Source organism: Achromobacter sp. SIMBA_011, from assembly GCF_046535435.1.
In the GTDB taxonomy this organism is placed as follows: Bacteria; Pseudomonadota; Gammaproteobacteria; order Burkholderiales; family Burkholderiaceae_B; genus Achromobacter; species Achromobacter dolens.
In genome coordinates, this window is sequence record NZ_JAWRWN010000001.1 from 1,175,835 (window position 1) to 1,195,089 (window position 19,255).

The following is a 19,255-nucleotide window of genomic DNA, read 5'->3' on the forward strand; positions in this document are numbered from 1 at the left end:
ACCGGCGCAAGCGGCTGGTGGAGTACGCACTGCTCCGACACCGGTAGCGCAGTATTCAAAACTTCGCCTGCAAGCTCAACGTCACCCGCCGCGGCTCGCCGTAGATCAATCCGTTATAGAACCCATACTGCCGGTAGTACGTCTTGTCGAACAGATTGCTGACGTTCAGCATGGCCGACAGATGGCGGTTGATGTCGTAGCGCGCCATCGCGTTGAACAGCGCATAGCCCTTCAGCGGAATCGGCGAGTCGTCGAAGCCGCCGCGGCCGTCCGGCCGGCCAGGGTAGGGCTCGGACACCGTCTTGCCTTGCCAGGTCAGGCCGCCGCCGATGGTCAGCCCCCGCAGCATTCCCTGCAGCCGGTAGGTGGTGTTCAGCCGCAGCAGATGGCGCGGGTCGGGGCGCTCGGCGGTGTCGGTGTTGCCGACGTCCAGATAGGTGTAGCCCAGATAGACGTTCCAGGCGGCCGTCACGGCGCCGGCGATTTCGGCGTCGACGCCTTTGACGATGACGCCCGTGCCTGTCCGGTAGGCCTGGTCGCCATCGGGCGTCAAGCTGTCGCCGTCTTTCAGGGCGACGTTCTTCTGCAGGCTGCGGAATGCCGACACGGCGGCATTGAGCGCGCCATTGAACCACTCGCCCTTGATGCCGGCCTCGTAGCTGGCGCCCGTGATGGGCTTGAGGGTGTCGCCGCTTTCGTTCTTGCTGGTCTGCGGCGTGAATACGTCGGTGTAGCTGGCGTAGACCGAGTAGTTGGGCGTCAACCCGTAGACCAGGCCGTAGTAGGGCGTCCAGGCGTGGGCGGCGTTTTCGCCGGTGCGCGCGCCGCGGACACCCGCCGCGTTGTAGTTGTCGCTGTGGATCTGGTAGGCGCTGCGGCGCAGCCCGGTGATCAGGGTCAGGTCGTCGGCGAGTTCGAAGCGGCCCGCGACGTAGCCGCCATAGAGCGTGGTCCGGGTGACGCGGCGAGCATCGGTGCGAAACGCGCGGATGTTGCCGTATTCGTCGCCGCGCCAGGCGCGCCAGTCCGCGACGGGCAGCTCGGTGCGGTATTGGCAGCGGCCCCGGAAGCCGGCGATGCCGTCGATGCTGCAGTTGCTGCTGTTGAAGGTCCACGACGGTTCGTCCATGCGCGAGCCGTTCACGCCGACGAGCAGTTCGTGCCGGCGTCCGAACAGTTCCAGGGGGCCCGAGAGATCCAGCGAGAATGCGTCGGTTTCGCCTTCCGTCTCCGAATGGATGGCATTGAGATAGGCGCCGCTGCCGTCCTGATTCCAATGGGGCCAGCGGACCCTGCCGTTGTTGACCTTCACCGCGCCCTTGTTGTTCAGGTCCGCGCGCGAGGTGTGGGCATAGTCGGCGCGCAGCTTCCAGTCGTTATCGAAGCGGTGGTCGAGCGAGGCGAACAGCGTCTTCGCTTCCATGTCGGTCTTGCTCCAGTCCGCCGCCAGGTTGACGTTGCGGCGGAAATGGGTCGGCGATCCGTCCGCGAACCAGGCGGGCACGTTGGCGCCCCATGAGGCGCCGTGGAAGATGCTGTGCTCGTACTGGAAGCCCAGGCCCACCTGCGTGCGGGCTGTCACATCCATGGCGATGCTGGCCAGGAACCCCTGCCGCTCGATGCTCGAGTGGTCGCGGAACACGTCGGAGTTCTCGCCGCTGAATACCAGGCGCGAGCGCACGCGCCCGTCCGCCGCCAGCGGGATGTTGATGTCGCCGACGGCATTCTTCTTGTTCCAGCTTCCGGTGCGCAGGGTCAGGCTCGCGCCGAGCTCGCGGCCGGGACGTTTGCGCACCAGGTCGACGGTGGCGGAGGGGTCGCCGGTGCCGCCCAACAATCCGTTTGCGCCCCGCACGATGCTGACGCGGTCGTAGAGATCCATGTTGATCGCGCCGCTGCCGCCGCTGTTGAACGAGGCCCCGCCGATGACCGACAGGCCATCGACCTTGTAGTTGGTGATGTTGAATCCGCGTGCGCGGTAGGTGGTGCGCCCGCCGTTGTCCATTTCGACGAAAGTGATGCCCGTGGTGCTGTCCAGCACGTCGCCGATGGACTGCATGCCCTGGTCGTCCATCTGCTGGCGGGTCACCACCGACACGGACTGGGGCGTTTCCTTGGGGCTGAGCGTCAGGCCGGTGGAGGCGCGGGTCGCGGGCACGGTATAGGCGCGTGTCGCCTCGGTGGATTCGTCTGCCTGGCCGCTCACTTCAATGGCCGGCAGCGTGGCGGGGCCGGGCGATGCGGTGCCGGCGCCATCCGGCTGCCGCGCCTGGAGAGGGGCGGACGCGGAGGCCAGGGCAAGCGTGATCAGGCCAAGCAGTACGGAAGAGCCCGACGAGTGGTGGTGCATGACAATCCATCCCGGTTCATATGGAAAAAAGAAGCGCCATTGATTGGCATTTTTATTTATGCAATTGGCTGCCAGGGAATATGCCGGATGTCGGCCGGGTTGGCCCACGCTATGCGCAACGGGTCGGCAAAAGAAGACTTGTTTAAGGGGGCCAGCCGCGAGAGCGGGATCAGGCTGTGCGAACACGCGGTGCGCGGGGCTTCACCGCCATGCCGACGCGTCGGCATGGCGGAAGGCTTACCAGGGCTCCAGCAGCCAGCCCTGTTGCGTGGCCCGCAGCCTGTCCGTGAGCGCCAGGTTGTCCAGGAACGCCTCGTCGTGCGATACCACGACCAGCGCGCCGGCATAGCCGCGCAGCAGGCTTTCGAGGGCGAGCATGGAGGGCAGGTCGAGGTGGTTGCCAGGCTCGTCCAGCAGCAACAGGCGGGGCGGCGGATCGGCGTACAGCGCGCACGCCAGCGCTGCCTTCAGCCGTTCGCCGCCACTGAGCGAGCCGCTCGGCGCCAGGCTTTTGCGCGCATCCAGGCCGAGGTGGGCCAGGCGTGTGCGCAGTTCGCCTTCGTCCAGGTTGGGATTGGCGGCTTGCAGTTGTTCGAGCACGGGCTGCTCCGAGGCCAGGCCGGCCAGCCGCTGGTCGAGATAGACGCTTTCGGGCGCAGCCTTCCTCTCGCCCGACAGGGGCGCAAGCTGGCCCGCCAGCACCTTCAGCAAGGTCGATTTGCCGCAGCCATTCGGGCCGGTGACCGCCACGCGTTGCTGGCCGCCGAGCAGCAGGCTGACATGGCGGGTGGCCGCCGCGATGAACGGCAGCGTGACGTCGTCCAGTTGCGCCACGCGCCGCTGCGCCGCCTGCGCGACGGGCAGGGCGTGCAGCGAGATCGCTGCGTCCTTTTCGACTTGCGCCGCGGCCTCGCGCACGGACTGCGCCAAGCGTTCGTGGGCGGCTGCGTGTTGCTGCTTCAATCTGCCGGCCGAATCCTCGCTGCGGCCCTTTTGACGGTCGAGCAGGATCTTGGCCTGGTTGGCCTGCTTGCCATGCCGCTGGCCGCGCGCCTGCCGGCGCTCCTGCCGTTCGCGCTGGGCCTGCATCGCCTGTTCTTCGCGCCGGCGTTCGAGCTTGCGGTGTTCCAGCCGCTCCAGCGCATTGGCGCGTTCCCGCGCCTTGCTGGCGGCATAGACGCCGTAGTTGCCGCCATAGCCGCGCAGGCCCAGCGGTGACAACTCCACGATGCGCGCAAGGGTGTCGAGCAGTTGCCGGTCGTGGCTGACGACCAGCAGGCCGCGCGGCCAATGGCGCAGTTGTTCGATCAACGCCTCGCGGTTGCGGCGGTCCAGGTGGTTGGTGGGCTCGTCCAGGATGAGGAAGTCGGCTTCGGACAGCATGGCGCTGGCCAGCGCGACGCGCATGGCTTCGCCGCCGCTGAGGCTGCTGGCGGGTGTCGCGGCGTCGAGATGGCCCAGGCCGTCGCGTTCCAGCGCGTGGTGCAGGCGCTGGCGGATGTCCCAACGGTCGCCGACGCATTCGAAGTCTTCCGGCGCGCTGCTGCCGGCCTCGATGCGCGCCAGCGCCTCCAGCGTGGATTGCACGCCTGCCAGACTGGCGACGGTGGCGCCGGGCGGCGGGGAGACCTGCTGGGCCAGATAGAAGACGCTGCCCGATCGCAGGCAGCGTCCGCTCGATGGCGGCAACTCGCCGGCCAGGATCCGCGCCAGCACGGTCTTGCCAACGCCATTGCGCCCGACCAGACCAGTGGGACGCGAGTCGAAGGTTTCGTCGAGTCCGGAAAAGAGGGGGCTGCCGTCCGGCAGCAGATACGACACGCCTTCCAGCGTGAGATACGGAGTCGTCATGCGTGATGCTTCCAGGGATGCCAGGAACTCCCCCCTGCGAGTGGGGGGCGGGTGGAGACTGGCCGTCATTGCGACGGCGGCATCAATGGCGCATGGGACGAATACCTCGATGACTGTGATCCAGGCCGATACTGTAAAAGCCCTCGGCGGAATTGGCAAAATTCGCGCGAGGCAAGGCTGCCCGAGTTGACGGGGGCGTGCGCCGTTTCAGGCCTCCAGAGCCTGCGCCACGGCCCATCCCGCCAAGTACAAGCCTACGCCGAACGACGCATGCGCCATCAGGCTGCGCAGCCGCGCCACCGCGGGCTTCGGGGTCTTGCGCGCCGCGAGGCCGGCGCCCATGCCCGGTTGCAGGATCAGGAATGGCGCGGCGACGGTGGCGATGCCGACGATCAGCGCCGGAGGCAGCGTGGGCCGCGCGGCCCAGGCCGGTCCCCGGATCGCCAGCAGCAGGAGCGCGAACAGGATGCCGATGGCGTAGTGGGCGATCCAGCCGATGGCGCGTTCGCCCGCCACGGGGGCCGAGCGCGCGATGCCGGGATGGGTCAGCCGTCCCTGTGGCAGATGGCCGAGCCAGCGGCCCACCATGGCGTAATCCAGCGATGGCACGCCGAACAGGCGCTTGAGCAGCAGGGCCCACAGGTCCATGACGAGGGTGGCGCCGACGCCGATCAGCACGGCGCGAAGGAATAGCTCAGGAGGCATGCGGGTTCCGGCAAGTGAACAACAATCAATAGATTGATTGAATGTTATTCAATAACGTTTCCGAGTGTCAACGTCACGGACCGATGATGGGCATATTGCCCGCGCGAAGCGGCGCCGGTGGGAAGGCCTTTGCCTGAGGGCTTGCACCGCGGCCACGGGCGGCCCCGGCGCCGTTATTCGCCCTTGCCGCCACCCGCCGCGCGCAGGAAGTTTTCTTCCAGCACGTTCAGCACCCGGTTCAGCGTGTCGATGTCGGCGGCCGACAGGCCCTTGAGCGATTCGTCGAAGAAGGCCGCCCGCTTGGGCAGGGCCTCGTCGACCACGGCCTGGCCGGCCGGCGTGAGGCGGGCGTTGGTCAGCCGGTTGTCGTTCGGATCCACGGCGCGCGCGATCCAGCCGAGTTTCTGCATGGCCTGCAACTGGCGGGTGAGCGAGGCGGGATCGAGGCGGCAGCGCTCGGCCAGGTGCTTCTGCGAGCACTGGCCGCATTCATGCAATGCCAGCAGGATGCGCCAGCGCGGCAGCGCGTGGCCGACCCGGCCGCTGAAGGCGCTCTGCATGACGCGGTAGGTCTGGCCCATGTGCTGGATGACCTGCAGGCCCTGTTGTTGTTTGGGCAAAAGCTACTCTCCGACGCTGGCGGGCTCCGGCTTGGAGACGCGCGCCAATTGCACCAGGGGGACGCGCCGCACGCACCACAGCGCCAGCACCGCGACCGCCAGGGCGATGAGTTGCCCCTCGTGGATGGCGCCGACCAGCGCCACCCGCGCGATCTCGATCAGCGACGTTCCATCCTGGCCTTGATGCGCCAATTGTGCCAGGAACTGCGTCTGGGCCTGGGGATTGACCAGCATCTGCGGGTCGTCCAGTTGCGGCAGCCAGCGCGCCGAGGCGCCGCGCAGCGTCGATTCAACGCCGCTGAAATAGCTGTGGTTGACCATGGTGCCGACCACGGCGGTGCCGAGCATGCCGCCGATCATGCGCAGCGATTGCAGCAGCGCGGTGGCGATGCCCAGGTGGCTGCGGCCGGCGGTCTGCTGCGCGAACACGGTCAGGTTGGGCATGATGAAGCCCATGCCGAGGCCGGCCATCAGCATGTAGGCGGCAATCAGGCCGTGCGGCGTGTAGTTGTGGGTGGTGACGATGCCCATACAGGATAGCGCCATCAGGATGAAGCCCGCGTACAGCATGCGGTTGGGGTTGCGGATGCGGGTGATGATGCGGCCGTTGATGATGCTGCCCACGGTGATGAAGACCACCATCGGCGTGATCAGCAGCCCGGCGTCCTGCGGCGACAGGCCGAAGCCGCCCTGCAGCAGCAGCGGTGCGTAGAACAGCAGCGAATACATGGTCACGCCCACCAGCAGCGCCAGTATGAACAGCATCGCCAGGCCGCGGTTGCGAAACATGTCGAACGGCAGCAGCGGATGCGGGCAGCGCCGCTCCCACCAGTACAGCAGGCCGAAGGCGGCGGCGCTGCCGGCGCCCAGCAGCACGATGGTGGCGCTCAGGCCTTCCTTGGGCAGCAGTTCCACCAGCAGTTGCAGGCCGCCCAGCGCGGCGGCGATCAGCAGCGCGCCCTGCCAGTCCAGGCGCACCTTGCCGGTGGTGTGATTGCGCAGGTGCGGCAGGTAGCGCGCGACGAACCAGAGGCCGAGGATGCCGATGGGCAGGTTGACGTAGAACACCGAGCGCCAGCCATAGTGCTCGGTCAGCGCGCCGCCCAGCGTCGGCCCGACCGCGTTGGCGATGCCGAAGGCCGAACTGAGCATGACCTGCCAGCGCAGCCGCACGTGCGGGTCCGGGAACAGGTCGGGGATGGAGGCGAAGGCGGTGCCCACCAGCATGCCGCCGCCCACGCCCTGCAGGGCCCGCGCCAGCACCAGCGTGAACATGCTGTCGGCCGCGCCGCACAGCACCGAGGCCAGCGTGAACAGCACGATCGCCGCCACCACGAAGGGCTTGCGGCCATAGTAGTCGCCCAGCCGGCCGAAGATCGGCACGGTGATGACCGAGGTCAGCAGGTAGGACGTCGCCACCCACGCGTACAGCTCGAAGCCCTTGAGCTCGGCCACGATGGTGGGCAGCGCGGTGCCCACCACGGTCTGGTCGATGGCCACCATCATCATGACGAAGCACATGCCCAGCATGGCGAGCAGGGTCTGCCGGAAGGGGAGCACCTGGCCGGGCGAATAAGGGGTGCTGGGGGCGGGGGCGGGCATTGTTGGATGTATCAATGATTGATGGGTCAATCATTCTAGCTCTACAATCCGCAAGACAGAAAACCGTCAGTTTTGCGCCCGGCGCGCAGGTGGGCCCGATTTGTTACGATAGCGGTATGTGCACGCTGGTCATGCTGGCGTCTTCAGCAGGTCTTTCCATGGCAGTTCCTCTCCGCTTGGCGTATCGGCCCCTGGCCTGACGCACGCGGCGGCACGCGATCGAAGACGGATAAATCAGTAAGCCTCGCGCCGGGCGCGACGGCATAGCGCCATTCCCGCGCCGGACGCGGCGGATGGCATTCAAGGATTACCAGTCGAGGTACCGACGGGGCGGCAATGAAAACGTGGTTCAAGCGCATTCTGATAGGCCTGGTGGTGTTGGTTGTCGTGGCCGTCGTTGGCCTGGCCATCTTTCTGCTGACGTTCGACCCCAACGCGTACAAGTACAAGCTCGAAGAGCTGGTCCAGGAACGCTATCACCGCACGCTCACGATCGACGGCGAGATCGAGCTGTCGCTGTTCCCGCGCATCGGCCTGTCGGTGCAGGGCGTGTCGCTGTCCGAGGTCAATAGCACCGAGACCTTCGCCTCCATCGAGAGCACCCGCCTGGCGGTGGCCGTGTGGCCGCTGCTGTCCAACAGTTTCGTGGTGGACCATGTCGCCATCAGCGGCTTCAAGGCGCGCCTGGTGCGGGGCAAGGACGGCCAGTTCAATTTCAGCAACCTGGTCGGCGGCACCGCGCCTGTGGTGGCTACGCCCGCCAATCCCGCCGAGGCCCTCGCGGGGGCGGCGCAGACCGCCGCGCAAGCGCTGACCAGCGGCGCGCTGCCGCCGTCGCGCAACAACATGCAGATCGACATCGCCGGCCTCGACCTGAAGGATGGCGAGGTGCTGCTGCAGGATGAGATGTCGGGCATGGCGGTGGCCGTGACCAAGATCAACGCCAATACCGGCCGCGTCACCTTCAACCAGCCGTTCGACGTGCGCCTGACGGCGCGCCTGGAAGGCGGCAACCCGCGCATCGACGCCAACCTGACCGGCCAGGCGTTGCTGACGCTAGACCCGTCCGCCAAGCGCTACGCGGCGCAGAAGCTCGATCTGCGCATGGACGGCAAGCTGCCGGGCGCCGAGGCCAAGAGCCTGGCGATGCGCGGCAACCTGGCGTTCAACGGCCAGAAGTCGGCGCTGGACGTGGCCGGGCTGGAAGTCGTGTTCCAGGGCGACGTCACCGATCCGGCCGCGCGCGCCACCAACGTGGACGCCAGCGTGGCCATGCCCAAGCTGTCGATCGACCCGCACAAGAGCCAGTTGCAGATCGAGAAGCTGGCGGTGCGCGCCAAGGGCGGCGTGGCCGACGGCCCGTTCGAATTCGCCGTGGACGCGCCGGCGCTGAACATTTCGCCGACGCAGGCCACGGGCGAGGCGCTGACCGGCCGCGTGCGCATCAGCGGGCTGGATGCCAGCTTCGGCCTGAACGGCATCAGCGGCAACGCCACCGAACTCGACATCAAGGAAGCCAAGCTCGACAGCACCTCCAAGAAGGGCGAGCGCGTGGTCAAGCTGACCTTCGCCTCGCCGCTGTCGCTGAACCTGCTGCAGCGCCAGGGCAGCCTGGCGGCGCTGCGCGGCGATGTCAACATCACCGACCCAGGCCTGCCCAAGGGCAGCCTGCAGATTCCCGTGATCGGCAGCCTCAATGTCGATCTGACCAAGGACACGGCCAGCAGCAAGATCAACGCGGTGCTCGAAGGCGGCAAGTTCGACCTGACCGCCGACATCGCCAAGCTGAGCGATGCGCCGCAGGTGAATTTCGCGCTGGCCGTGGATACGCTGGACCTGGACAAGCTGGTGCCGCCGGCGGCCGCGGCCGCGCCGGCCAAGCCGCCCGCCGACGGCAAGAAGGACGAGAACAAGCCGGTTGCGCCGGCGCCGGCCGCGCCCGCGGATGATTCGATCAACCTGTCGGCGCTGGTCGGCCCGAGCGTGAACGGCACGCTCAAGGTCGGCAAGCTGGTGGTGCGCGGCCTGAAGGCCGATGACGTCGCCGCCGCCGTCAAGCTGGACCGCGGCAAGCTCGATATCTCCAGCCTGACCGCCGGCCTGTACGGCGGCAAGCTGGCCGGCGCGCTGTCGGTGGACGCGGCGCAGGGCAACCAGTTGGCGACCAAGATGTCGCTGGCGGGCATTTCGATCGAACCGCTGCTGGTGGACCTGGCGCAGCGTAACGTGCTGAGCGGCACCGGCAGCCTGGCGCTGGATCTGAAGACCGCCGGGGCCAACGCCTACGCCATGAAGAGCGGCCTGGGCGGCACGCTGCAGGTGCGGCTGCGCGACGGCGCGGTCAAGGGCATCAACCTGACGCAGACGCTGCGCGAGCTGAAGGCCGCGCTCAAGCCCGAGTCGCAGGACGAAACGGTGGCGGCCGACACCAGCAAGCAGACCGCGTTCTCGGAAATGGATGCGGACCTGGCCTTCACCAAGGGCGTGGCGAGCGTCAAGCGCCTGAACGTCGTGTCGCCGCTGTTGCGCGTGACGCAGGGCGAGCCGGCCACCATCGACTTCGTCAAGAGCGAGCTGGACCTGGTGGCGCGCGCGCGCGTCGTCAATCCGGCGGCCGACCCGGAAGGCAAGGAATTGATCGACCTGAAGGACGTGACGATTCCGGTGCACGTGCGTGGTCCGTTCGAGAAGCCCACCTACACGCTGCTGTGGAAGGACGCCGTCGCCGGCATCCTCAAGCGCAGCCTGGAAAACAAGCTGCGTGAAGCCGTGACCGGCAAGGGCAAGGGCGGCGCGGCGGTGGACAAGGCCCTGAAGGGCCTGCTGGGCAAATGAGCGCCGCCACCTTCCAGCCCATCGCCCAGTGCGGCGTGACGGCGCAGGCCGAGGCCGCGCCGTATCATCGCCAATGGCTGGTGGCCAACGATTCGGGCCAATGGCTCAACCGCGAGCTGTGCCCGCGGCTGGCCGATGTGGCGGTGGAACTGCGCCTGGGCTACCTGGTGCTGCGCGCGCCCGGCATGCTGCGCATGGATATTCCGCTGGACGTGATCGAGGACGACGACAGCGTGCGCTACAGCATGAAGGTCGGCGAGCAGGTCATCGACGTGGTCGACGAAGGCGAGCTGGCCGCCGCCTGGATCTCGAATTTCGTGCAGGTGCCGTGCCGCATCCTGAAGGTGCATCCGGACACGCCTGTGTCGGTCTGGCCGGACTGAGCCTGGCGCGGGAAATCCGAGGGCGCGCCGCTGCGCGACGCGCTTGTCATCGGCAACGCATGAAGCGGCTGCTTCAGGCCGCCGGCCTGCGTTTGTATTCGAACACGGTGTGGGCCAGCAGGCCCGCCACCAGGCCCCAGAAGGCCGAACCGATACCCCAGAAACTGAAGCCCGAGGCCGTCGCCAGCAGCGTGATGAGCGCGGCTTCGCGCCGTTGCGGGTTGGCCATGGCGGCGGCCATGCCGCCCATGATGGTGCCCAGCAGCGCGAGGCCGGCCAGCGCCGCCAGCAGCGCGGCCGGCAGCGCCTGGAAGAACACCGCCACCGCGCCGGCGACGATGCTCAGCGCGAAATAGCTGACGCCGTAGGTGGCCGCGGCGATGTAGCGCTTGGACGGTTCGGCGTGCGCTTCGGGGCCGGTGCAGATGGCCGCGCTGATCGCGCCCAGCGTGACGCTGTGGGCGCCGAAGGGCGCTGCCAGCAGGCCGAGCAAGCCGGTGGCGGCGACCAGCCGCGAGGCCGGCGGACGGTAGCCGGCGGCCTGCAGGATGGCCAGGCCGGGCAGGTTCTGCGAGGCCATCGCCACCACGAACAGCGGCACGCCCAGGCTGATCGCGGCCTGCATGCTGAAGACAGGCGTGGTCCAGACGAACTCGGTCAGGTGCCAGTCGAGCTGGTCGACCCGCATCAAGCCCAGGCCGGCCGCCATGGCGACCGCCACGGCCATCACCACCAGCACCGCGTAGCGCGGCGCCCAGCGCCGGCACACCAGGTAGGCGGCGCACATGGCCAGCACCAGCGCCGGCTGCTTGCCGACGTTGGTGAAGATGCCCATGCCGAAGTTGAGCAGCACGCCGGCCAGCATGGCGGCGGCGACTTCGCCGGGAATGCGGCGCAGGATGGGATCGATCCAGCCGAACAGGCCGCAGGCCAGCGTCAGCGCGGCGGCCAGCACGAAGGCGCCGATGGCTTCGGGGAATGGCACGCCGGCCAGCGCGGTCACCAGCAGGGCCGCGCCGGGCGTGGACCAGGCCATGACGATGGGCAGGCCGGTGCGCAGGCTGTAGGCCGCGCCGCCCAGGCCCAGCACCAGGCTGAGCGAGCCGATCCAGGAGCCGATGCGGGCGGCGTCCAGGCCGGCGGCATGGCCGGCCTGCACCATCAGCACGGCGGTGCCGCCGAAGCTGACCAGCACGGCGACCAGGCCGGCCGCGATCGCGGAGGCGGACAGGTCGCGGCGGGCGTTGGGGCGGGTGGCGGGGGGATCGAAGACGGGTTGCGCGGTGTCGCTCATGCGGCACCGGTCAGGCGGCGGTACTTGGCCATCAGCTGTTCCTGGCCTTCATTCCATTGCGGGTGCAGCTCGATGCATTCGACCGGACAGACGACCTTGCATTGCGGCTCGTCGTGATGGCCGACGCATTCCGTGCAGCGGTCAGGGTCGATGACGTAGTAATCCTCGCCCATGGAAATCGCGTCGTTCGGGCACTGGGGCTCGCAAACGTCGCAATTGATGCATTCTTCGGTGATGGTCAGGGCCATGATGAGGGGCTACGGAATCCGGCAGGGATACTGCAATTGTACTGCCGGGCCCGACGGGCGCCCGGCAAGCCCCTGGCGCCGACCTGCCCATCCCGGCGCTTGCCGTCCGCCAAAACGCAGGGAGGGCGCACAAGGCGCCCTCCGGGAGGGTTCGGTGAGGCGGGGAGCGGCAGCGCTCAGCCCGGCCAGGATTGCTCGCGGCGTTCCTTGGCCTTTTCCTGCAGCCAGCGTTCCACCGAGGGGAACACGAACTTGCTGACGTCGCCGCCCAACTGGGCGATTTCGCGCACGATGGTGCCGGAGATGAACTGGTATTGATCCGACGGCGTCATGAATAGCGTTTCGACGTCGGGCAGCAGATGGCGGTTCATGCCGGCCATCTGGAATTCGTATTCGAAGTCGGACACGGCGCGCAGGCCGCGCACGATCACGCGCCCGCCCTGGTCGCGCACGAAGTCCTTGAGCAGGCCGCCGAAGCTCTGCACTTCCACGTTGGGATAGTGCCCCAGCACTTCGCGCGCGATATCCACGCGCTCGTCGATGCTGAAGAAGGGCTTCTTGTTGCGGCTGTGCGCGATGCCGACGACGACTTTGTCGAAAAGCGTGGCGGCGCGGCGGACCAGGTCTTCGTGGCCTCTGGTCAGCGGGTCGAAAGTGCCGGGGTAAACAGCGATGATCATGCGAGCTCCGTACCGTTATTAGTGGTGTACACCATCCTCCGAAGCTCGGATTATTGATCTATTTGCGCAATGCAGCAAATTCCAGCAGATGGTAGTGGACCGCGCCTGCCTTGTCCTGGCGCAGGATCTCGAAGCCGTCGGGCGCTTCGATGGGGCTTTCGGCCTCGACGTAGACCAATCCGCCCTCGGCCAGAATGCCGGGCAGGATGGGCCACAGGCGCGGCAGCCAGCCCTGTCCGAAGGGGGGATCCAACAGGATGAGGTCAAAGCGGGACGCATCCATTCTTTCGACGACCTGCATCGCATCGCCCACATGGATGCGTATCATGTCGGCTTTGAGCTTGTCGCGCAGTGTCCGCAGCGCGGACGCGGCAGTCTTGTCGCGTTCCACCATCTGCACGTGCGCCACGCCGCGCGAGGCCGCCTCGAAGCCCAGGGCGCCGCTGCCGGCGAACAGATCCAGCACCTGCTTGTCGGCGAATTCGCCGCCCCACAGGTGATTGAGCCAGTTGAACAGCGTTTCCCGCACCCGGTCGGGCGTCGGGCGGAGCGTCTCCACGTCGGGCACGACGATAGGGGTGCGCCGGTATTGGCCCCCGACGATACGAATATACTTGTTACCCATGTTTAGCCGCTTCTTCAAGAAAAAATCCCCTCCGCCCGCCGCGCCGGCCCAGCCCGCGCCGCCGCCGGAGCAGGTGGATGCCGGGATCGCGCCGCAAGCCGAGGCCGAGGTCCCCGCCCAGCCCGTCGAACCCGCCGTTCCGGCGCGCGAATTCGCGCCCGTCGCGACGCCAGAGGTGACCCTGCCGGTGCCGTCCGCCGAGGTGCCCGCGCCGGCGTCGGCCAGCGTGCCGCAACCGTCGCCGGCCGTGGTGCCGCAGCCGCAGGCCTCGGCGCCCGTGGTTGCGCCTGCTGCCACGCCCGCTTCCACACCTGCTTCCGCCGCACCCGCTTCCGCGCCCGTGGCTGCCGCGCCGGCCGTGACGCCCAACGCCGCCGCGCCGGCCGTTGCCCCGCCGCCGGTTGCACCCGCGCCGGTGGTGGCATCGCCGCCCGCCGTCACGCCTCCGGCCCCGGTCGCCGCTGCCCCCGCCGCCATCGCGCCGGCGCCCGCCGCGCCCGAACCGGAAGCCGCGCCCAAGAAGGCGTCCTGGCTGTCGCGGCTCAAGCAGGGCTTGTCGCGCACCGGCCAGAGCATTGGCGGCATCTTCGTCGGCGTCAAGGTCGACGAGAACCTGTTCGAGGAACTCGAATCGGCGCTCATTATGGCCGATGCCGGCCTGGAAGCCACCGAGAAGCTGCTGACCGCGCTGCGCGCGCGGGTCAAGAAAGAGCGCATCGAGGACCCCGCCAAGGTCAAGGCCGCGCTGCGCCAGTTGCTGGCCGATCACCTGCGTCCGCTGGAGCGCGCCTTTGACCTGAAGCGCGCGCAGCCGCTGGTGGTGATGATCGCGGGCGTCAACGGCGCCGGCAAGACCACGTCCATCGGCAAACTGGCGCACACCTTCCAGCGCCAGGGCGCCAGCGTGCTGCTGGCCGCGGGCGACACGTTCCGCGCCGCCGCGCGCGAGCAACTGATCGAATGGGGCAGCCGCAACAACGTCACCGTGATCTCGCAGGATGGCGGCGACCCGGCGGCGGTGGCGTTCGACTCGGTCAACGCCGGCCGCGCGCGCGGCATGGGCGTGGTGATGGTGGACACGGCCGGCCGCCTGCCGACCCAGTTGCACCTGATGGAAGAACTGAAGAAGATCCGCCGCGTCATCGCCAAGGCCGATCCGGCCGCGCCGCACGAGGTGCTGCTGGTGGTGGACGGCAATACCGGCCAGAACGCATTGGCGCAGATCCGCGCGTTCGATGCGGCCATCAACCTGACGGGCCTGGTCGTGACCAAGCTGGACGGCACCGCCAAGGGCGGCACGCTGGCGGCGGTGGCGGCGGGCAGCCAGGGCGTGCGGCCGATCCCGGTGTACTGGATCGGCGTGGGCGAAAGCCTGGAAGACCTGCAGCCGTTCGTGGCCGACGAATTCGCCGGCGCCTTGCTGGCCGACTGATCCGTCCCGCTGATACCGGCACGGGCCTCGCGCCCGGAGCTGAAAACACCGCGCCCCACGTCTGCTGCATCGCAGGCGTGGGGCGCGGTGTTTGCGGCGGGCGGAAACGCAATCCCCGAAGGATCGCGCCGCCTTATTTCCAGAACGGCTTGCTGCCGGCCAGGTCGTCGAATGCCTGTTGGGCATCCACCGCCAGCTCTTCCAGGCGCGCGCTGATCCAGCCCAGCGCGAACCAGGCCTGCGGATGCGTGGCCGTACACGACTCGTAGTAGTCCTTGGCCACGGCCAGGTCGTTGATCTCGCCCAGGATGTCCTGCACCCGCGATAGCAGCTTGCGGTAGCCGCGCAGCTTGCTCGGGGGCAGCAGCGATTCGGCGAAGGCCAGGCTGTAGCGCAGGCGCTTGCCGCGCTTGCGCAGCTCATGGCGCGTGGGGATGTCGAGCGTGGCGAACTGGGTGCCCTGGTCGGCCACCTTGCTGTGCCAGCGGTGCAGGCGCCGCGCCAACTGCTTGTGCAGTTGCTGCGGATCGGGCTCGGGCGCCAGCATGGGGATGATGGTGGGCTTGACGCTGGGACCGGCGATGCCGCCTTCCAGGCGGATGGCGGGTTCGGGCGCCGCGTCGCTGGGCATGCCGTTGGCGACGGGCAGGCCGTCGCTGGTGGGCTGCGCGGGCGGCACGTCCAGGCTCCATTCCAGCAGTTCCAGCAGCCAGGCCTGGAAGGCCTTGCCGCCGGCGATGGCGCGCGCGTCCTGTTCGGGCGGCGCGGCCTCCATCGGGATGACCGGCATGCCGGCGCGCATCAGCGCGGGCGCCACGGTTTCGTTCAGCACGTCCTGGTCGCGGTTGGCGCCGAAGGCGGCGAAGTGGGCGCGCACGCCCTGCATGATGGCGTCGGGGATCGGCCCGATCCAGCCGTCGAACAGCTTCCAGGCCGAGCGCAGGCGGCGGATGCCGACGCGCAACTGGTGCACGTGCTCGGAATTGCCGGCGCGGTACACGCCTTCGGTGTCGACTTCGGCCAGCACGGCCGCGTTGCGGGCGATCTGGTCGAGGCATTCGGCGGCGATGCGGCCCATGGCCTGCGCCGCCGTCATGTCCTCGCGCAGCTTGACGGACGCGGCGCCGCGCGGCGCCCAGAACAGCGCGATGGCCTGGGCGCGGCGGCTGTCGAGGTCGTCGCCCGGGACGGCGTCGACGTCGGCCAGGCGCTGCGCCAATTGCGCCAGCGCGTCGCCGCGCTCGGACTTGCTGCGCGGGTCCAGCACCAGGTTGTGGCGTTGCTGCCAGCCGCGCGCGACCGCGAAGATGGCGGCGGGGCGGCCCGAGACCAGTTCGAATTCAAGTTCGGAGATCGGCAGTTCCAGCGCGCCGGCGCGCAGGATGCCGGTGTCGTAGGCCAGTTCGACGGTGCCGTAGCGCGTGCGCACCTTGCGCAGCATGCGCTGCACGTCGGTTTCATAGCGCAGGCCGAGTTCGCCCTTGACGGCGGCCAGCGCGGCCTCGACCTCGGTGCCGGCGTAGACCGACAGGTCGAGCACGGGGCCCGGGCGCGGGTGGTTCAGTTCGATGCGGGTGATGGCGTTGATGCCGGGCATCTTCAGCGTCTGCACCCAGTCGCGGCCTTCCTGGCGCAGGCGGATGGCGATGCGCGCGCGGGCCAGTTCACGCTCGGGCGTGTCGAAATACATCGCATGCAGGCGGATGCGCGTCGCCTCGCGTTGCTTGATCTCTCGCAGCACGGCCTGGCGCGAAGCCGTGGGCACGTGCAGTTTCAGTTCCTGTTCCGACATGGCGGCGGGTGTCCAACGGCAAAAGCCGAGATCTTAATCAAACGGGAGGGGCGGTTTGATGACCGGTCATATTTATTTCACAAACGCCCACACGGAGCATAGACGTGGTTGCGGTGCATCAACAATCGTTCCCGCGTCAGGCGCGGGATATTTTCCGCTTCGATTGCGTCCGCTCAATGACCTGGACAGGCAGAGACGCGCCGTGGGGGGCTGTCGGATTGTAAATCCGGGGCGGGGCGTGCCTCGGCGGTCCGGGTGCGCGGGGTGGCATGCAGCCCCGCGCGAGGCGGCCAAAAAAAACCGCCCGTTGCCGGGCGGCGCAAAGGAACGTCGGTTGCGGGCGCGTCAGAGGATGCGCTTGCGCGCCTGGGTGATGAGGATCTCGGCCAGCACCACCACCACGAAGATGGCGGCCAGCACCAGCGCCACGCGGTCCCACTGGAACAGATTGAGGGCGGTGTCCAGCGCCATGCCGATGCCGCCGGCGCCCACCAGGCCAAGCACGGCCGATTCGCGCACGTTGATGTCCCAGCGCAGCAGCACGATCGACCAGAACGCCGGGCGGATCTGCGGCCAGTAGGCGTACCAGATCACCGAGGCCTTGCTGGCGCCGGTGGCGGTGACGGCCTCGATCGGGCCGCGCTGCGCTTCCTCGATGGCTTCGCCCACCAGCTTGCCGACGAAGCCGATGGAACGGAACGCGATGGCCAGCGTGCCGGCCAGCGCGCCGGGGCCGAAGATGGCGATGAACAGCAGCGCCCAGACCAGCGAGTTGACCGAGCGGCTCGACACCAGGACCAGGCGCGCGAGCATGTTGATGGTCTTGCTGGGCGTGAGGTTGTTGGCCGCCAGCAGGCCCACCGGCACCGCCATGATGACCGACAGGATGGTGCCGAGCGTGGCGATGTGCAGGGTCTCGATCAGCGCGTCGTGCACGCCGCCGCGATAGTGGGCCCAGTCCACCGGCCACATGCGCTGGAACAGGTCGGCCATCTGTTCCGGCGCGTCGTACAGGAACTCCGGGATGATCTCGACGCCGCGGATGGCCTGCACGATGGCGGCCACCAGCAGCAGGTAGAGGGCGAAGCGCAGCAGCCGCTGGCCCAGGCTGTAGCGGTGCCAGACGCGCGGCGCGTTGGCGGCGGGCAGGGTGGGGGCGTGCGTGTTCATTGATCCGCCTCCGCCTTGCGCGCGGCCTGGTAGGCCGCCTTCGAGGCGCTCGAACCGATGCCGCGCGCGCCGGCGAAGCGGCCCTGCAGGATGCGGTCGAAGCCCAGGTTGTCCAGGAACACGGCGCGCACGAAGCCCGCCAGGATCTCGCCCAGCATGATGATGGCGATGAGCGTCAGCAGGATGGCGCTGACGAAGTCGTAGTCGAAGCGCTGGAAGGCCGAGAACAGCGTGCCGCCCACGCCGCCGGCGCCGACGATGCCGACCATGGTCGAGTTGCGCAGGTTCGAGTCGAACTGGTAGGTGGCAAAGCCGATGAAGCGCGCGAACACCTGCGGCAGCACGCCAAAGGCGAGCACGTTGGCGAACGAGGCGCCGGTGGCGCGCACCGCTTCGACCTGCTTGAGCGAGATTTCCTCAATGGCCTCGGTGAACAGCTTGCCGATGAAGCCGATCGAGGCCACCGTCAACGCCAGGATGCCGGCCAGCGCGCCAAAGCCCACGGCCTTGACGAACAGGATGGCGACGATCACCGGATGCAGCGCGCGGCACAGCGCCACGATCGAGCGGGCGGGCCACGAGACCCACGCCGGCATCAGGTTGCGCGCGCCCAGCAGGCCCACGGGCAGCGCGAACAGGATGCCCAGCACCGAGGCCAGCACGGCGATCTCCAGGCTCTCGGCGATGCCCTTCCACAGCGTGGCGGGCTTCTCGAAATTGGGCGGGAACATGCGCGCCAGGAAGGTCGAGGCGTGGCCCATGCCGCTTTCGAAGCGGGCCCAACTGAAGTCCAGTTGCGCGGCCGCATACACGGTGTACAGCACCAGCAGCAGCACGCCGGCCTTGGCGCGGCCGGACAGCGCGAAGGGACGCGGATGGGACGAACGCGGAGTCATTACGCCAGCCAAGACTCGCCTCCGTAGATGGTCTTGAGCATGGCGGCGTCCAGGCCTTGGCCGTTGCCGTCGTAGACCACGTGTCCGCCGGACATGCCGACGATGCGGCCGGCGTAGCGCCGCGCCAGTTCGACGTCATGGATGTTGACGATGACGGGGATGCCGCTGGCGTCGCCCTGCGCCGCCAGCAGCTCCATGATCTCGACCGAGGTCTTGGGGTCGAGCGACGAGGTCGGCTCATCGGCCAGCAGCAACTGCGGGCGCTGCATCAGGGCGCGGGCGATGCCCACGCGCTGGCGCTGGCCGCCCGACAGCGCGTCGGCGCGCTGGTCGGCAAAGCCCGCCAGGCCCACGGTGTCGAGCAGTTGGTAGGCGTGCTCGATGTCCTCGGCCTCGAAGCGGCGGGTCCAGGCCTTGAAGGCGCCGGTGTAGCCCAGCCGTCCGGTCAGCAGGTTTTCCATCACGGTCAGGCGTTCGACCAGGTTGTATTCCTGGAACACCATGCCGATGCGTCGGCGCGCGCGCCGCAGCGACGCGCCACGCACCCGGGCCAGGTCGACCGCGCCATCGCCGGACTCCAGCACGATCTCGCCGCGGGTGGGCTCGATCAGCCGGTTGATGCAGCGCAGGAGCGTGCTCTTGCCGGTGCCCGAGGGGCCGATGATGGCGGTCAGGCCGCGTCCCGCGATCTGCAGGTCGATGCCGTTCAGTACCGGCCGGCCGGCCCGGTATTCCTTGACCAGGCCGGAAATGCGTAGCGACGTCGTCATGC

General features: G+C 68.4%; 16 protein-coding genes. 3 read left to right on the forward strand and 13 right to left on the reverse strand.

From position 1 onward, the window contains the following. Positions 1-55 precede the first annotated feature (55 nt). From SB816_RS05435 to SB816_RS05455, 5 genes are all read right to left on the reverse strand, one after another. On the reverse strand, positions 56-2,350 hold the full coding sequence (locus SB816_RS05435; protein ID WP_410546596.1) for a TonB-dependent siderophore receptor: 2,295 nt from the start codon (positions 2,348-2,350) through the stop codon (positions 56-58). Between the two features lie 237 nt (positions 2,351-2,587). Beyond that, a complete protein-coding gene (locus tag SB816_RS05440; protein WP_336234799.1) occupies positions 2,588-4,201 on the reverse strand; it encodes an ABC-F family ATP-binding cassette domain-containing protein in 1,614 nt (537 codons plus the stop codon). Positions 4,202-4,408: 207 nt separating this feature from the next. Continuing rightward, complete coding sequence (locus tag SB816_RS05445) at positions 4,409-4,906, reverse strand: DUF2938 domain-containing protein (RefSeq protein ID WP_410546597.1); 498 nt, start codon at positions 4,904-4,906, stop codon at positions 4,409-4,411. 173 nt (positions 4,907-5,079) lie between these two features. After that, a complete protein-coding gene (locus tag SB816_RS05450; RefSeq protein WP_054500705.1) occupies positions 5,080-5,526 on the reverse strand; it encodes a MarR family winged helix-turn-helix transcriptional regulator in 447 nt (148 codons plus the stop codon). A gap of 3 nt (positions 5,527-5,529) precedes the next feature. Beyond that, the gene (locus SB816_RS05455) at positions 5,530-7,128 is read right to left on the reverse strand and encodes an MDR family MFS transporter (RefSeq protein WP_054500706.1); all 1,599 of its coding nucleotides are present in this window, start codon (positions 7,126-7,128) and stop codon (positions 5,530-5,532) included. A gap of 336 nt (positions 7,129-7,464) precedes the next feature. On the opposite strand from SB816_RS05455, the gene SB816_RS05460 reads away from it, so the two are divergent. Further along, a complete protein-coding gene (locus SB816_RS05460) occupies positions 7,465-9,963 on the forward strand; it encodes an AsmA family protein (protein WP_064523562.1) in 2,499 nt (832 codons plus the stop codon). Beyond that, on the forward strand, positions 9,960-10,346 hold the full coding sequence (locus SB816_RS05465; protein WP_054500708.1) for an MOSC N-terminal beta barrel domain-containing protein: 387 nt from the start codon (positions 9,960-9,962) through the stop codon (positions 10,344-10,346). The genes SB816_RS05460 and SB816_RS05465 overlap by 4 nt, the downstream gene beginning before the upstream one ends. A gap of 73 nt (positions 10,347-10,419) precedes the next feature. On the opposite strand, the gene SB816_RS05470 is transcribed toward SB816_RS05465, so the two are convergent. From SB816_RS05470 to rsmD, 4 genes are all read right to left on the reverse strand, one after another. Further along, positions 10,420-11,640 carry a benzoate/H(+) symporter BenE family transporter gene (locus SB816_RS05470; protein WP_049076138.1) on the reverse strand — a complete coding sequence of 407 codons (1,221 nt, stop codon included), beginning with the start codon at positions 11,638-11,640 and terminating at the stop codon, positions 10,420-10,422. Next, positions 11,637-11,888: a YfhL family 4Fe-4S dicluster ferredoxin gene (locus SB816_RS05475; RefSeq protein WP_006391351.1), complete on the reverse strand. Its 252-nt coding sequence runs from the start codon at positions 11,886-11,888 to the stop codon at positions 11,637-11,639. The genes SB816_RS05470 and SB816_RS05475 overlap by 4 nt, the downstream gene beginning before the upstream one ends. A 176-nt stretch (positions 11,889-12,064) precedes the next feature. Then, entirely contained in the window at positions 12,065-12,568 is a 504-nt protein-coding gene (coaD, locus tag SB816_RS05480; protein WP_006385942.1) for a pantetheine-phosphate adenylyltransferase, read from the reverse strand. A 58-nt stretch (positions 12,569-12,626) separates the two neighbouring features. Beyond that, entirely contained in the window at positions 12,627-13,193 is a 567-nt protein-coding gene (rsmD, locus tag SB816_RS05485) for a 16S rRNA (guanine(966)-N(2))-methyltransferase RsmD (RefSeq protein WP_054500709.1), read from the reverse strand. Here rsmD and ftsY point away from each other — a divergent pair. Next, positions 13,192-14,625: a signal recognition particle-docking protein FtsY gene (gene ftsY, locus SB816_RS05490; protein ID WP_410546598.1), complete on the forward strand. Its 1,434-nt coding sequence runs from the start codon at positions 13,192-13,194 to the stop codon at positions 14,623-14,625. The two genes, rsmD and ftsY, sit on opposite strands and share 2 nt — an antisense overlap. A 133-nt stretch (positions 14,626-14,758) precedes the next feature. Here ftsY and SB816_RS05495 read toward each other — a convergent pair whose 3' ends face one another. From SB816_RS05495 to phnC, 4 genes are all read right to left on the reverse strand, one after another. Beyond that, positions 14,759-16,417 (reverse strand): CYTH and CHAD domain-containing protein, encoded by a 1,659-nt coding sequence (locus SB816_RS05495; RefSeq protein WP_144655533.1) that lies wholly within the window; start codon positions 16,415-16,417, stop codon positions 14,759-14,761. A gap of 345 nt (positions 16,418-16,762) precedes the next feature. Then, positions 16,763-17,587 (reverse strand): phosphonate ABC transporter, permease protein PhnE, encoded by an 825-nt coding sequence (gene phnE / locus SB816_RS05500; protein ID WP_054415075.1) that lies wholly within the window; start codon positions 17,585-17,587, stop codon positions 16,763-16,765. Continuing rightward, positions 17,584-18,483, reverse strand: a complete 900-nt coding sequence (gene phnE / locus SB816_RS05505; RefSeq protein ID WP_026384726.1) for a phosphonate ABC transporter, permease protein PhnE — start codon at positions 18,481-18,483, stop codon at positions 17,584-17,586. Before phnE (SB816_RS05505) ends, phnE (SB816_RS05500) begins: the two co-directional genes overlap by 4 nt. Beyond that, entirely contained in the window at positions 18,483-19,253 is a 771-nt protein-coding gene (gene phnC, locus SB816_RS05510) for a phosphonate ABC transporter ATP-binding protein (protein ID WP_049076126.1), read from the reverse strand. Before phnC ends, phnE (SB816_RS05505) begins: the two co-directional genes overlap by 1 nt. Positions 19,254-19,255: the final 2 nt, after the last annotated feature.